Source organism: Rufibacter aurantiacus (genome assembly GCF_017916345.1).
GTDB classification, from domain to species: domain Bacteria; phylum Bacteroidota; class Bacteroidia; order Cytophagales; family Hymenobacteraceae; genus Nibribacter; species Nibribacter roseolus.
Window position 1 is genome coordinate 554,122 of sequence record NZ_JAFMSV010000001.1, and the last position, 12,923, is coordinate 567,044.

General features: G+C 53.7%; 12 protein-coding genes. 7 read left to right on the top strand and 5 right to left on the bottom strand.

What is annotated here, in order from left to right; all coding sequences use genetic code 11:
- Positions 1-110: 110 nt before the first annotated feature.
- The gene (recR, locus tag J3P34_RS02205) at positions 111-719 is read right to left on the bottom strand and encodes a recombination mediator RecR (protein WP_210466126.1); all 609 of its coding nucleotides are present in this window, start codon (positions 717-719) and stop codon (positions 111-113) included.
- A 16-nt stretch (positions 720-735) separates the two neighbouring features.
- Positions 736-1,017: an ATP-dependent Clp protease adaptor ClpS gene (locus J3P34_RS02210; RefSeq protein WP_149092587.1), complete on the bottom strand. Its 282-nt coding sequence runs from the start codon at positions 1,015-1,017 to the stop codon at positions 736-738.
- A 201-nt stretch (positions 1,018-1,218) separates the two neighbouring features.
- Between J3P34_RS02210 and J3P34_RS02215 the strand changes: the two genes are divergently transcribed.
- The 4 genes from J3P34_RS02215 (at position 1,219) to J3P34_RS02230 (ending at position 6,598) form a co-directional block, all read left to right on the top strand.
- A complete protein-coding gene (locus J3P34_RS02215) occupies positions 1,219-3,378 on the top strand; it encodes a S9 family peptidase (RefSeq protein ID WP_210486239.1) in 2,160 nt (719 codons plus the stop codon).
- A 123-nt stretch (positions 3,379-3,501) separates the two neighbouring features.
- Positions 3,502-4,203 (top strand): SIMPL domain-containing protein, encoded by a 702-nt coding sequence (locus J3P34_RS02220; protein WP_210486240.1) that lies wholly within the window; start codon positions 3,502-3,504, stop codon positions 4,201-4,203.
- 123 nt (positions 4,204-4,326) lie between these two features.
- Positions 4,327-6,030, top strand: a complete 1,704-nt coding sequence (locus J3P34_RS02225; RefSeq protein ID WP_210486241.1) for a M28 family metallopeptidase — start codon at positions 4,327-4,329, stop codon at positions 6,028-6,030.
- Positions 6,031-6,178: 148 nt separating this feature from the next.
- Positions 6,179-6,598 carry an EamA family transporter gene (locus tag J3P34_RS02230; protein ID WP_210486242.1) on the top strand — a complete coding sequence of 140 codons (420 nt, stop codon included), beginning with the start codon at positions 6,179-6,181 and terminating at the stop codon, positions 6,596-6,598.
- Positions 6,599-6,734: 136 nt separating this feature from the next.
- Here the strand turns inward: J3P34_RS02230 and J3P34_RS02235 are convergent, their stop codons facing one another.
- Complete coding sequence (locus J3P34_RS02235; protein ID WP_246853499.1) at positions 6,735-8,525, bottom strand: aminopeptidase P family protein; 1,791 nt, start codon at positions 8,523-8,525, stop codon at positions 6,735-6,737.
- A gap of 252 nt (positions 8,526-8,777) precedes the next feature.
- On the opposite strand from J3P34_RS02235, the gene J3P34_RS02240 reads away from it, so the two are divergent.
- The 3 genes from J3P34_RS02240 to J3P34_RS02250 all read left to right on the top strand — a co-directional run bounded on the left by J3P34_RS02240 (position 8,778) and on the right by J3P34_RS02250 (position 11,320).
- The gene (locus J3P34_RS02240; protein ID WP_210486243.1) at positions 8,778-9,329 is read left to right on the top strand and encodes a hypothetical protein; all 552 of its coding nucleotides are present in this window, start codon (positions 8,778-8,780) and stop codon (positions 9,327-9,329) included.
- Position 9,330: 1 nt separating this feature from the next.
- A complete protein-coding gene (locus tag J3P34_RS02245) occupies positions 9,331-10,440 on the top strand; it encodes a patatin-like phospholipase family protein (RefSeq protein ID WP_210486244.1) in 1,110 nt (369 codons plus the stop codon).
- A gap of 184 nt (positions 10,441-10,624) precedes the next feature.
- Positions 10,625-11,320 (top strand): ferritin-like domain-containing protein, encoded by a 696-nt coding sequence (locus J3P34_RS02250; protein ID WP_210466140.1) that lies wholly within the window; start codon positions 10,625-10,627, stop codon positions 11,318-11,320.
- Positions 11,321-11,398: 78 nt separating this feature from the next.
- On the opposite strand, the gene J3P34_RS02255 is transcribed toward J3P34_RS02250, so the two are convergent.
- Together J3P34_RS02255 and J3P34_RS02260 are read right to left on the bottom strand one after the other, a co-directional pair.
- Positions 11,399-12,079 (bottom strand): porin family protein, encoded by a 681-nt coding sequence (locus J3P34_RS02255; protein WP_210486245.1) that lies wholly within the window; start codon positions 12,077-12,079, stop codon positions 11,399-11,401.
- A 236-nt stretch (positions 12,080-12,315) separates the two neighbouring features.
- Entirely contained in the window at positions 12,316-12,753 is a 438-nt protein-coding gene (locus J3P34_RS02260) for an RlpA-like double-psi beta-barrel domain-containing protein (protein WP_210486246.1), read from the bottom strand.
- Positions 12,754-12,923: the final 170 nt, after the last annotated feature.

Consider the following 12,923-nt stretch of genomic DNA (forward strand, 5'->3'; position numbering starts at 1 on the left):
GTAATGCTTCTGTAAGTTCAGAAAATTCTACAAACATAAAAAAAGCAGGAACATATGTTCCTGCTCTGGAAGCCATTTCTGGCCTGTTTTCTTTAAAATAAGCCTAAAACCTAGATCTGGCTGTAAGCGGTACGGTCCAAAATGCTTCGGCCCAGGGTGATCTCATCGGTATACTCCAGTTCGCCGCCCACCGGCACGCCCCTGGCGATGCTGGAAATGCGGGCCGGGTAGTCTTTCAGTTTGCGGGTAAGGTAGAAAGCGGTAGTATCACCTTCCATTGTGGGGCTCAGGGCCAGGATGATCTCTTTCACCCCGGAGTTCGGCAAACGCTCCACCAGTGACTGGATGTGCAGGTCTGACGGGCCCACGCCTTCCAGCGGGGAGATCACGCCACCCAGCACGTGGTACACGCCCTTGTACTGCGACGTATTCTCAATGGCAATCACGTCGCGCATGTCGCTCACCACGCAGAGCAGGGCACGGTCGCGGAGCGGATTGGAACAGATGCTGCACACCTCCACGTCTGAGATGTTGTGGCAGGTTTTGCAGTACCTGATGCCGGTGCGCATGCGTACCAGCGCCTCAGAAAGTTGTTTGGTATCTTCGGTTTCGGCTTTGAGCAGGTGCAGCACCAGGCGCAGGGCGGTTTTCTTGCCTACGCCGGGTAACTTGGCCAACTCCTCTACCGCATTCTCAATCAGCTTTGAAGGAAAATTCATCCAGTTAATTCAGGGGTTAAACGATATCCGCTGAGATACCCCGGTCATGGATGGCAGTGCACATGATTTCCAACTCGGTGAAAGTGCCCAGTTTCACGGTACACTTCCCTTTGTAGTGAATCAGCATGGTACATTGCTCGGCCTGTTCCTGCGTGTGGCGGCAGACCTGCACCAGTGTATTGATCACGTGCTCAAACGTATTCACGTCATCGTTGTACACCACCAGCTCGCGCACATCGGTGGTTTCCTCCAACAACAGCACGTCTTCCTGCTCCAGAATTTCAGTTAGAATGTCCATAACGCAAAATTAAGCAATTAACATGAGTTTAGGAAGCTCTACCTGTTTGGGTCTCAGCAAAAGTAAAACAGTTAAAAAACACCTCTTGTTCCGATAAATAAGGTAGTTTAGCCTTATTTTTGATAGAAAAACTGTCTTGCAAAGCCGTTGCACAGACGGCTGTTTAGCGGCTGTTTTTCATCTTTCAACCCCAAAACCAACATGTATAGACGACCCCTTCAGCTGATAGCATTTTTATGGCTATCGCTCCTGGCTTCTTTTACGGCAAACGCCCAGCAGAAGCTGTTGACCATGGAAGACGCCTTCCTGAACCCAAGCCTCTCGCCCGCCAACCTGCGCAGACTCACCTGGGTGCCCGGCACCAATGACTTCAGCTACGTGAGCGACAAAATGGACCAGCTCATGCGCGGTTCGGTGCGGGAAAACGCCCGCCCGGTCCTCTCCCTCGCTGACCTCAACGCCGCCCTGGAAAAAGCCGGCGCCGCCAAAGCCGCTAACGTGAATGGTTTGGAGTGGCTTAACGGCAACGAGGTGGTTCTAAAGCAAAACGGCACGGTGTTCCGGTACAACCCGCAGACCAAAGCCGGACAGGTATTCTACAAACTGGATGCCGCCGCCGAGAATACTGACTTCTCCCCTAACCACCAGCGCGTGGCCTACACCAAAGCGCAGAACCTGTTCATCTCTCAGCCCGGCAAAGAGAACCAGCAGATCACCCAGGAAACGAACCCTGCCATTGTGAACGGACAGGCGGCCCACCGCTCAGAGTTCGGGATTAGTAAAGGCACATTCTGGAGCCCCAGCGGCAACAGCCTGGCCTTTTACCGCATGGACCAGACCATGGTCACTGATTATCCGCTGGTAGACATCAGCGCCGTGCCGGCCAAACTGAACAACATCAAATACCCCATGGCTGGTGGCAAGAGCCACCACGTGACGGTGGGCGTGTACAACGTGGCCTCGGGCAAGACGGTTTTCCTGAAGACCGGCGAGCCCGCCGAGCAGTACCTCACCAACCTAACCTGGAGCCCAGACGAGAAATCCATTTACCTGGCAGTGGTGAACCGCGCCCAGAACCATATGTGGCTGAACCAGTACGATGCTGCCACCGGGGCCTTCGTGAAAACCTTGTTTGAGGAGCAGAACGAGAAATGGGTAGAGCCTGAGCACCCCATGTACTTCGTGCCCAACCACCCAGATCAGTTTGTCTGGATGAGCGAGCGCGATGGCTTTGACCATTTGTACCTGTACAGCACCAGCGGCAAGCTCATCCGGCAGTTAACCAAAGGCGAGTGGGTGGTGACGGATTTGGTGGGTTTTGACAAAAACGGCCGCGAAGCGTACTACACCTCCACCGCCGAGAGCCCGCTGGAGCGCCATTTTTACGCCGCCGAGCTCAGCACCGGCCGCACCGGCAGACTCACCCAGGGCAGCGGGGTGCACAACATCAGTTTCAGCCCCACCGGCCAGTTCTTCATTGACAACTACAGCAGCCCGGCCACGCCGCGCACCATCCGCATCCTGGACACCGATGCCGGCAAAATCACCAAAACGCTGCTGGTAGCCTCTAACCCGCTGCAGGATTACCAGTTGGGTGAGACCACTGTTTTCCCCATTAAAGCCGAGGACGGCACCACCGATCTGTTCTGCCGCATGATCACGCCACCCAACTTCGATGAGAAGAAAAAGTACCCGGTGGTGGTGTACGTGTATGGCGGTCCGCACGCTCAGATGATCACCAACGGCTGGCTGGGCGGTTCCAACCTCTGGATGCAGCTCATGGCCCAGAAAGGCTACATCGTGTTCACCCTGGACAACCGCGGCTCCGCCGACAGGGGCCGGACCTTCGAGCAAGCCATTTTCCGGCAGGTAGGCGTACCCGAGGTGAGCGACCAGATGCAAGGAGTGGCTTACCTCAAAAGCCTGCCCTACGTAGACGCCAACCGCCTGGGCGTGCACGGCTGGAGCTACGGCGGCTTTATGACCACTTCCCTCATGCTGAAAAAACCCGGTGTCTTCAAAGTGGGCGTGGCCGGCGGACCCGTGATTGATTGGCGCCTCTACGAGGTCATGTACACCGAGCGCTACATGGACACGCCCCAGGAAAACCCCCAAGGCTTTGAGCAGGCCAATCTCCTCAACCAGGTAAAAAACCTCAAAGGCAAACTGCTCATGATCCACGGCACCGTAGACGATGTGGTAGTATGGCAACACAGCCAATCCTTCCTCAAAAAAGCCGTGGACGAAGGCGTGCTGCTGGATTACTTCGTGTACCCCGGCCACCCGCACAATGTGGGCGGCAAAGACCGCGTGCACCTCTACAAAAAGGTGACCGAGTACTTTGACGAGCATCTGAAGTAAAGACGTTTAATGCTTGTTTTGCAGAAAACAGGCCAGAATCAGAAAGGGCGCCTCCATCACAGAGGCGCCCTTTCTGTTAACCCGGCAATGTCTATCTTTGAAAGCACTACGCTTACCGCCTCTATGAAAAAACTTCTAATCGCCTTCTTTCTTCTGCTGTCTACAGCTGGGTACACTCAAATTATTTCACCTGAGAACCGAATCGTAGTGCTTGGTGCAGCCTCCGTGGAAGCCCCTGCAGACCGGGTTACTTTTCATATCAACCTTTCCACCATAGATACTTTTAGCCTGGACAAGGTGTATGAACAACATAAATTGTTAGAAGCAAAAGTGTTCAAGATACTGAACGACTTTCACGTGCCCTCTCAAAAAGTAAAGTATACTCTTTTCTCAGTAGTAAGACACCCCACTGTTTACGGTCCAGCAAATGGAAACGAGGTTTTGATTTTTGAGGGAATGCAAGAAGTCACTTTTACCATTGACTCCATTAAAGATTACCCCAGCATCCAGGAAAATTTAATCAGGGCAGGAGTTAACAACTTCAACAGCAGTTTCTCTTCATCCAAGGAGGAGGCTATGAAGAAAGAAGTGCTAGCCAAAGCCGTGACCGTAGCAAAAGAGAAAGCAGATATTCTTGCATCTGCCGCTGACAGAAAGGTGAAGCGCATTGTGAAGGTAGCCGAAGCCGATGAATCAGACCCTACTTTCAGTAATTACCTGGGTGATGGCGTAACTGCATCGGCTCCAGCAGAGGCTTCTTTGATAGATATTTCGCAGAATGTTTCTGTGGCTATAACCGTGAAAGTGGTATTTGAGTTAAAATAGCTGTTGAAGAAATACTCCTTTCTTACACCCAGATTCATTTCAGGTGTAAGCCATTCGTTAGCTTTATCTAAAGGTACTGCGCCAAACAGTTATTCATTAAACACCCAAACAACAACTCTTTACATGCTTAAACGATTTCATTTCTGGGCTATTCCCCTCAGTCTAGGTCTTTTTCCCGCTTGCCAGTCCACCAGCCCGCAGAGCAATACCGCCGTCAATAATGCCACCACCGCTGGGGCTAAGGAGGCTCCGGTTGCGCGGGAAGTGCGGGTGACAGAAGGCAGCTACCGCACCTATGTGACTGCGCTGGCGTCTGATGACATGGAGGGCCGCAAACCTTTCTCCAACGGCGAGAAGAAAACCCTCGCTTACCTGGAGAGGGAAGCCAAAGCGCTGGGTCTGGAACCGGGTAATGGTAACAGCTACCTGCAGGAAGTGCCCATGGTGGAGATCACCTCCGCCCCTGCCCAGACCATGACCGTGAAAGGCAAAAAGTCCATGACGTTGAAAGGGCTGGAAGATTACGTGATCTGGGCCAGACGCACCGAGGAGAATGTCTCTATCAAAGAAAGCGAGTTGGTGTTTGCGGGTTTCGGGATTGTGGCGCCGGAATACAACTGGAACGACTACGCCGGGCTCAACGTGAAAGACAAAGTAGTGGTGGTGCTGGTGAGCGATCCTGGGTTCTATTCTTCAGACACTACCTTCTTCAAAGGCCGAACCATGACCTATTATGGCCGCTGGACCTACAAACTGGAGGAGGCCGCCCGCCAGGGAGCCAAAGGCTGCCTCATTGTGCACGCCACCGAGGCCGCCGGCTACGGCTTCAAAGTGGTGCAGAACAACTGGAACACCTCTAAGTTCTACCTCGATTCTAAAGGCAAAAACGTCTACCGCTGCGCCATGGAAGGCTGGATTACCACGCCCGTCGCCGAGAAACTGTTCGCCGCGGCTGGCAAGAATTTCCAGACGGAGCTGCAGCGGGCCGCTAAACCCGGCTTTAAAGGCAACGCACTAAGCCTGACCATGAGCACTTCCCTGAAAGCCAAAGTGCGGTATGACAAATCCTACAACTTCATCGCGAAGATCACCGGCAGTAAAAGGCCCGAGGAAGCCATTGTGTACTCGGCGCACTGGGATCACCTGGGCATCGGGAAGAAAAACGAGCAGAACGACAGCATCTACAACGGCGCCGCCGATAACGCCAGCGGCACCGCCGGGTTGCTGGCCGTAGCCAAGGCGTTTCAGGCGCAGGGACAGAAACCCGATAGAACCATGGTATTCCTTTCGGTGACCGCCGAGGAGCAGGGCCTGCTGGGCTCCCAGTTCTACGCCGAGAACCCCACCTTCCCCAAAGAGAAAACCGTGGCCAACCTCAACATGGACATGCTCAACCCCTACGGCACCACTAAAGACATCGTGCTCATTGGCATAGGACAGTCTGAGTTAGAGGAAATCCTGGCAGAGGAAGCAAGGAAAGAAAGCCGCTACATCTCCCGTGACCCGAACCCTGAGGCCGGTTTGTACTACCGCTCAGACCATTTCAACTTCGCGAAGATGGGTATTCCGGCGTTGTTCACCGGCATGGGCATTGACCACGTGCAACTGGGTAAAGCCGAGGGCAAAAAGCTCCTGGACAACTTCACTGCCAACGTCTACCACAAACCCAACGACGAGGTGAACGCCGCTTTCAAAACAGATGGTGCCGCCGCCGACCTGCAGTTGCTGTACCAGGTGGGCAAACGCCTGGCTTTCTCCAACCAGTGGCCGCAGTGGAAATCCGGTTCTGAGTTCAAGTCCGTGCGCGACCAGTACATGGCTAAGTAAATTTTGTTTTAGGCACGATTTAGCAAAACCGGATAGAAAACACCAAAGCGAGGCCGCTCCAATAATTGGGGCGGCCTCGCTTATTTAGCCCCTCACGTCTCAGACCTCACCGCTTTCCGTATAGGTACTGAACCAAACCTGGTAGAATATGTGGTGGATGTATGCGCTTCTCTCGGCTATTTTTGCGGCCTTAACCGCCATTTTCGCCAAAGTGGGCATCAAAGGCGTAGATTCAGACCTGGCTACGGCCATCAGAACGGTGGTCATTCTGGTATTGGCCTGGTCCATTGTCCTGGTGAAAGGAAGCCTTGGCACCGTTACCACCCTTTCCAGAACTAACTGGACCTTTCTGCTTTTATCTGGCGTAGCCACCGGTCTTTCCTGGATCTTTTATTTTAAGGCACTGCAATTGGGTAAGGTCTCGCAGGTAGCTACCGTAGACAAAGCCAGCGTGGACATTGCCATTCTGCTCTCCGTCCTTTTCCTGGGCGAAACCCTGACCCTTAAAACCGCCATTGGCGCCGGGCTCATCATTGCAGGCACATTGGTGCTGGTTGCCTGTGTTTGAATCCTACGCTTCGCTTTAGGCCATTTTTGCAAAAGGAGCCCAAAGACGAAATCATACTTCCATAAACACCAAAGAGGCTTCCACTTATCATAAAAGTGGAAGCCTCTTTGGTGTTTATGGTATACTGAAGTTGAGATTAAATCGCCTTCGCTTTTTCCGTCAGCCAGGTTAATTCTTCCGGGGTTAAATGCGGTCCTAGTTTCTCCACCACGCCCTGGTTATAGTTGTTCAGCCATTGTATGTGGTGCGCCTCCAGCAGGTCTTTGTTTACCAGGGCAGTGTCAATTAGGAATTGGGTGAGCGTCTCAAAAGTATAGAACTCCCCGAACTCATTGATTTCATCAACCACAGTGAGCACCAGGTTCTCTATTCGGATGCCGTAGCGGCCGGGACGGTAGATGCCAGGCTCCACCGAGGTGATCATGCCCAGTTCAATGTCCACGGGTAATGGCGTGGGATTGAAGGTATGGGGCCCCTCATGCACGTTCAGGAAGAAGCCTACGCCATGGCCGGTGCCGTGTCCGTAGTTGCGGGCATGGTCCCAGAGCGGCTTGCGGGTGATGGCGTCTATCTGGTAACCGCGGGTGCCCTTAGGGAAACGGGCAGTGGAGCCGTCAATCGTGCCTTTTAGGACGAGCGTGTAATCGGTTTTCTCTTCTTGAGTGAGGTTGCCCAGGGAGATCACGCGGGTGATATCGGTAGTGCCGGTCTGGTACTGTCCGCCGGAGTCCAGCAGGAACAGGCCCTCGGGTTTCAGCACGGCGTCGCTCTCAGGGGTGGCTTTGTAGTGCGGCAAGGCGCCGTGCTCACGGTAGCCGGCAATGGTGTCAAAGCTTTCGCCTACGAAGCCTTCCTGCCCGGCCCGGAACTCTCTCAGTTTCTCGGCGGCAGAGATCTCGGTGATTTCCGTTTTCGTGATGTTTTCCTCTAACCACTTGAAAAACCGGGTGAGGGCCACGCCGTCTTTCACCATGGTGGTGCGGGTGTGCGCCACCTCCGCCTGGTTCTTGATCGCCTTGAAAACCGTGGTGGGGTTGGTTTCCTGGAACACGCTGATCTGGGCGGGCAATTGCTCAAACAAAGCCTGGCAGGTACGTTTCGGGTCAAGGTAAATAGAAGAATCAGCGGGCAACTGGCTCAGGGCCTGCCCCACCGCCTCATAGGGTTGAAGGGTTACGCCGGCGCGTGCCAGACGGGTTTTCTCTTCCGGGCTCAGTTTGGCTTCGTCTATGAACAACACGGCCTGGTCCTGGCTGATCAGCGCGAAGCTCAACACCACCGGATTGCATTTCACATCGCTGCCGCGCACGTTGAAGAGCCAGGCAATATCATCCAGCGAGGAGATGAGGTGATACGCTGTTCCGGCTTCCTGCAAGGCCCCGCGAAGTTCCCGCAGTTTGTCTTCCAAGGGTTTGCCGGTGATCTGCTCATCCAGCAGGAACGCTGGAGCGGTAGGCAGGGCCGGGCGGTTCTCCCAAACTGCTTCCAGGAAATCGCGGTCACTGGCCAGTTGAATGCCGCGGAGTTTCAGTTGCTGCTCCAGTAGTTGGGCCAGGGTTAAGGACATGAGCCGACCGTCAAAGGCCACGGTTTCGCCGCTCTGCAGTTTTGTGGCCAGCCACTGGATGTACTCCGGCGCGTGCTGCACTTTCAGTTTCACCAGCTCAAAGCCCGAGCCTGCCAACTGCTCCTGGGCCTGCTCAAAGTAACGGGCATCGGTCCAGAGGCCGGCGAAATCCTGGGTGATCACCAAAGTACCCGCTGAGCCGGTAAAGCCCGAGGCAAAGGCAATGCACTTGTAACGGTCTGGCACGTACTCGCTGATGTGCGGATCTGCCGATGGAATGATGTAGGCACTCACGCCCTGCGCCTGCATCTGCTGCCGGATGCCGGCTAATCTATCTGTATAGTTCATAAACTCTTGCATGTGTTTGCGGGCCAAATTACGGATTTTAAAGAAAGGTGAGTTACTTCCGCACCATCCAGCGAAGCGTCATATCACCCCACCACCAGCCTCAATAAGCATCAAAATCGGGTTGAAAAGAGAATATCGGCACAGACTCAGGTCCTTGTGGCGCAATTGCTAACAAAGCCTTACTTTTGCTAAAGAATTGAGCGTCATGCACTCTTAACGGCTTCAATTCCTAATTTCCAATTCTTCATTCCTAATTAACAAAGCATGCCCGTACCCTCCGCTGACTTCAAGCAGGCGTTGAAAAAATTAAGTGAGAAAGAGAAGGAGGCCCTTATTCTGCGGCTGGTGCGCAAAGACGCCGAGGCATATGACACCCTGGCCTTTGAGTTGCTGGACGATGTTACCCTGGAAACCCTCTACGAGCGCAGCACCGAGAACCTCCATGACATTTTGTTCACGGCCAATGGCCGAAGCCTGAGCAAGGCCCTGAACCGTGCTCTCAAGAAGTGTTCCCAGGAGATTGCCCGGTACTACCGGGTCACCAAAGACCGTAAAGGCGAGGTGGAACTGCACCTGTACCTGCTGGGGCAGATCTTTGATAACTTCACCGGTCAGTTTGATAGCATCTACAAAGGCTTCTATGTGTCCACGGCCCGGTTGGTGCAACGCTCCATGTCGCTCATCCTGAAACACCTCCACGAAGATTACCACCTGGAGTACCAGGACCAGATCAACACCTTCCTCACCGACCTGAACGGCCGGAGCAAACGCCGCCAATTGCCGTTCAACCTGCCCATGCAATTTGAGATAGACTAATATGCCCTCCTCTTTTAGCCCTGTTTTCCGGAAATCAGCCTTAAAACAACTTTTCTGCTTTTGCCTGCTGGCGGCGGTACTCTTCCTGCCCGCCGGGCTGTGGGCCCAAGATACAGTCCCCAAACCAGTTTACCGGAACCTGGCCCTGGAAGGCGGCGGCATCAGGGGTATTGCGTATGGCGGGGCTTTGATGGAACTGGAGAAACGCGGCTTACTGCATCCTATTGAACGGGTGGCGGGCACCTCGGCGGGAGCCATTCAGGCTTGCTTGCTGGCCATGGGCTACTCACCACTGGAAATCACCGAGATCACTTTCCAGACGCCTTTGCAGCAATTCACCGATGGGCGTTTCCTGTTCCTGGGCGGATTCAACCGGATGGCAAAGAACTATGGCTGGTACCGGGGCGAGAAGTTCACGCAATGGCTGGCTTCGCTCATAGACAAGAAAAGCGGAAACCCTGACCTGACCTTCGCGGAGCTGCACGCCCTGGCGGGGAAAAACGGCTTCCGGGATTTGTACATCACGGGCACCAACCTGTCAGTGCAGCGCGCAGAGGTGTTCAGCCACGAGACATACCCCCAGATGCGTGTGAAAGACGCCGTACGGATCTCCATGAGCGTGCCTTTGTTCTTCCAGGCGGTATTCATGGACCCAAAGGGAGGCGTGCACCCCAAGCCGCTGCCCAACGGGGAAACCTGGGTGATGGTAGACGGCGGATTGCTGGCCAACTTTCCTATCATGGTGTTCGATGACCAGCGGTATGTCTCCGGCGGACGACCATCGGCAGTGCCGCAGGAAAAACGTTTCATCAACCCCGAAACGCTGGGCATCAGGCTGGACCACGATGACCAGATTGCCTTTGACGCGGAACGAAAGGGATTGGCGCCGCACCAGATTGTAGACCTGCCCTCTTACATGAACGCCTTCTACCGCATGGTCCTGGAGAACCTGAACCGCCATGCCCTCACCCCAGCCGACTGGGACCGAACCGTCTCGGTGAGTACGGCTGGTTTCGGGCCCAAGGTGAAGCGCCTCTCCGAGAAGGACAAAGAGAAACTGCTGGCCAGCGGCCGCACTGGCATGCTGCAGTTCTTCGCGGCCTGCGAATAATCACTCCATGGGCGGACCTCGCCTGTATTTCTTCAGCCCAAGGCGTTTTACGCCTGTTTTCTGTTAAACGGCTCTAAAGGCGTCAGGGGCCCTTGTGTTCCAACAATATAGCCTACTGCGTATTTTTCCTAAACCTGACACGGTAGTTCACGTTCATAAAAGTTCATAAACCATAACCGAACGTATGTCAACTAACAAGAAACAAAATGTCGTGGAGGTTCTATCTGAACTAAACGAATTTGTCCATGATGGCCTGGAAGGCTACGAGCGTGCCGCCAAGGAAAGCACTGATACGCTCCGCCAGGACGCGTACCGCCGTTTTTCACAGCAGCGCCTGGCGTTCGCCAATGAACTGAACCAAGTAATCCAGCAACACGGCGGAAGCCCCGAGCGTGATACCACAGCCAAAGGAAAACTCTACCGCCAATGGATGGATTTCAAAGCCACCATCACCGGCAGCAGCGAAGAAGCCATTCTGGGCTCCTGCATTTACGGGGAAGAATGGGCCCAGAAAGCCTACCGTGATGCCCTGGACCATGAGTTGCCAGCCGAAGTGCGCGGCATTATCCTGCGCCAGCGTGAAGCCTCTACCGATGTGCTTTCTTACCTGCACCAGCTTTGGGAAGCAGCCGGGTACGAAGAAGAGGCACCTACCGGCCTGACCGCCGCCACTGCGGTTACCTCTACCCCTAACAAAACCTGGAGAACCGCCCTGTACGTGGCCGCCGGTGCTGCCGGAGCCGCCCTTATCTACGGCCTTATCACCAAAAGAATCCCTACCGACCGTCTTATCGCTGGCGTAACCAACCTTGCCAAAGGCAAACTGGGATCAGACGGGCAGACTTCTGCCAGAACCAGCAAGGCGAATCAGTCACGCTAAGCAACCACACAAAAAAACGGCGGACAATGTCCGCCGTTTTTCCTCATCCTATAACACATTCACTAAACTTAAAAATCTTTAGAACCTGAAACCAACCGAGGCTTTGAACCCGTGGTTATAGGATTTGTAATCTGCCCCTTCGTCAATGGTGGTGAAGCCCATATCATAGCTACCGCCCACGTTTAATCCGTTCTGGAACTGGTACCCAGCCCCCGCCGACATACCCACATCCACTTTACGCTGGCTGTTCTGCCACTCAAAATCATTGTTGTAAGCAGAGAACCCAAAGGCCCCGGCGTTCACGTTCACCTTGTTGGAGAGCAGGAAAGACACCTGCGGACCGGCAAACAGGTTGAAACCGCTGCCCAGGTACACTTTGGCCAGCAAGGGCACATCAATGTATTCGGCTTTATTGGTTAAGGTGACTTTGGCGTTGGCAAACTGGGCCGCATCGCCGGGTACTCTTCCTTCCAGCACCATTCCTTTCTGTGAGTACTGCACGCCGGGCTCAAACTCAAACCCGTTAGAAAGCGGAATGCTCAGGAAAGCCCCGGCGTGGAAACCCTGCCGCATTCTGGTCTGCACGTTGCCGTCTGTATACTCCAGCATCTCGCCAAAACTCTTCACGGTCTCGCCTTGCCAACCGGCTACGCTATAACCACCTTTGATCCCTATTCTCACCCCGCCGCCATCCTGGGCGAAGCTTTTATTCAGAAGTCCTGCCAGCAGAACCACCGCTATTAGTAATGTCTTTTTCATGTCGCTTGTATTTTCAAATCTTCATCCGATCCCGGGCTTGTATCTGCCTAAATGGAAAAACCGTGCCAAAAACGCTTCATCCCCAGACAGCAGGAAGCAAAACACAAGCACTTATTTCTAAAACACACTGATTATCAGTGATAAAATTTTCACCTAAAAACTAAACAACCGCTTAAAACAAGAAGGCCCCGCCTTCTAAAAGACGGGGCCTTCCCTGTTCTACAAAGTAGTTTTTCCTATAATTTGATGAGTTTCACATCTTCCCAGTAGCCCATGATTTTGTCATTGGGGCCTACCAGAATATCTACCCGGTTTTTAATGCGGCGGTGCATGGCGTCGCGAACCACGTAGATGCCATCCAGCTGTGGCGAGATACCTTCCACGCGCACGGAGTCGCCGTACTCTATTTGGCCGCCCCAACGGGACAGCAGGTTTCTGGACAAAGCCAGCCAACGGTGTTGCCGGGGATTTTGCTCGTTGATGAGGGAGCCATCGGCGGTGACAAAGGGATCTTCGTCGGTCTGCGCTTCTTCTGGAAAGTAGACAGAAGCATCCACGTTGATGTGCACCGCATCCTCAGAGGCCGGTAGCTTGGGTGGAGACTTGATGACTACCGGGTGATTTATGGCCGGCATAGCGGGTGCCGGCGTAGTTGACCCTGAAATTTCTTTCAAAAAGGGCAGAAGAATTAAAAGTAGAAGTCCATATGTTTGGTTTTTGACCATGCTTTCGTTGTTGGTTAAACATCGGTTTAGGCACTAGGTCTTAAACGGTTTATATTTTACAGGGTTTTACTTCTTGAATAAGTACAAATATAGATTTTGAGGCATGTTTAGCACATACT

Excerpts from the sequence above, each read along its gene's own strand:
- J3P34_RS02250 (WP_210466140.1), top strand. The coding sequence starts at position 10,625 with ATGTCAACTAACAAGAAACAAAATGTCGTGGAGGTTCTATCTGAACTA.
- J3P34_RS02210 (WP_149092587.1), bottom strand. The coding sequence starts at position 1,017 with ATGGACATTCTAACTGAAATTCTGGAGCAGGAAGACGTGCTGTTGTTG.
- J3P34_RS02230 (WP_210486242.1), top strand. The coding sequence starts at position 6,179 with ATGTGGTGGATGTATGCGCTTCTCTCGGCTATTTTTGCGGCCTTAACC.
- J3P34_RS02225 (WP_210486241.1), top strand. The coding sequence starts at position 4,327 with ATGCTTAAACGATTTCATTTCTGGGCTATTCCCCTCAGTCTAGGTCTT.
- J3P34_RS02255 (WP_210486245.1), bottom strand. The coding sequence starts at position 12,079 with ATGAAAAAGACATTACTAATAGCGGTGGTTCTGCTGGCAGGACTTCTG.
- J3P34_RS02220 (WP_210486240.1), top strand. The coding sequence starts at position 3,502 with ATGAAAAAACTTCTAATCGCCTTCTTTCTTCTGCTGTCTACAGCTGGG.
- J3P34_RS02235 (WP_246853499.1), bottom strand. The coding sequence starts at position 8,525 with ATGCAAGAGTTTATGAACTATACAGATAGATTAGCCGGCATCCGGCAG.
- recR (WP_210466126.1), bottom strand. The coding sequence starts at position 719 with ATGAATTTTCCTTCAAAGCTGATTGAGAATGCGGTAGAGGAGTTGGCC.
- J3P34_RS02240 (WP_210486243.1), top strand. The coding sequence starts at position 8,778 with ATGCCCGTACCCTCCGCTGACTTCAAGCAGGCGTTGAAAAAATTAAGT.
- J3P34_RS02245 (WP_210486244.1), top strand. The coding sequence starts at position 9,331 with ATGCCCTCCTCTTTTAGCCCTGTTTTCCGGAAATCAGCCTTAAAACAA.
- J3P34_RS02215 (WP_210486239.1), top strand. The coding sequence starts at position 1,219 with ATGTATAGACGACCCCTTCAGCTGATAGCATTTTTATGGCTATCGCTC.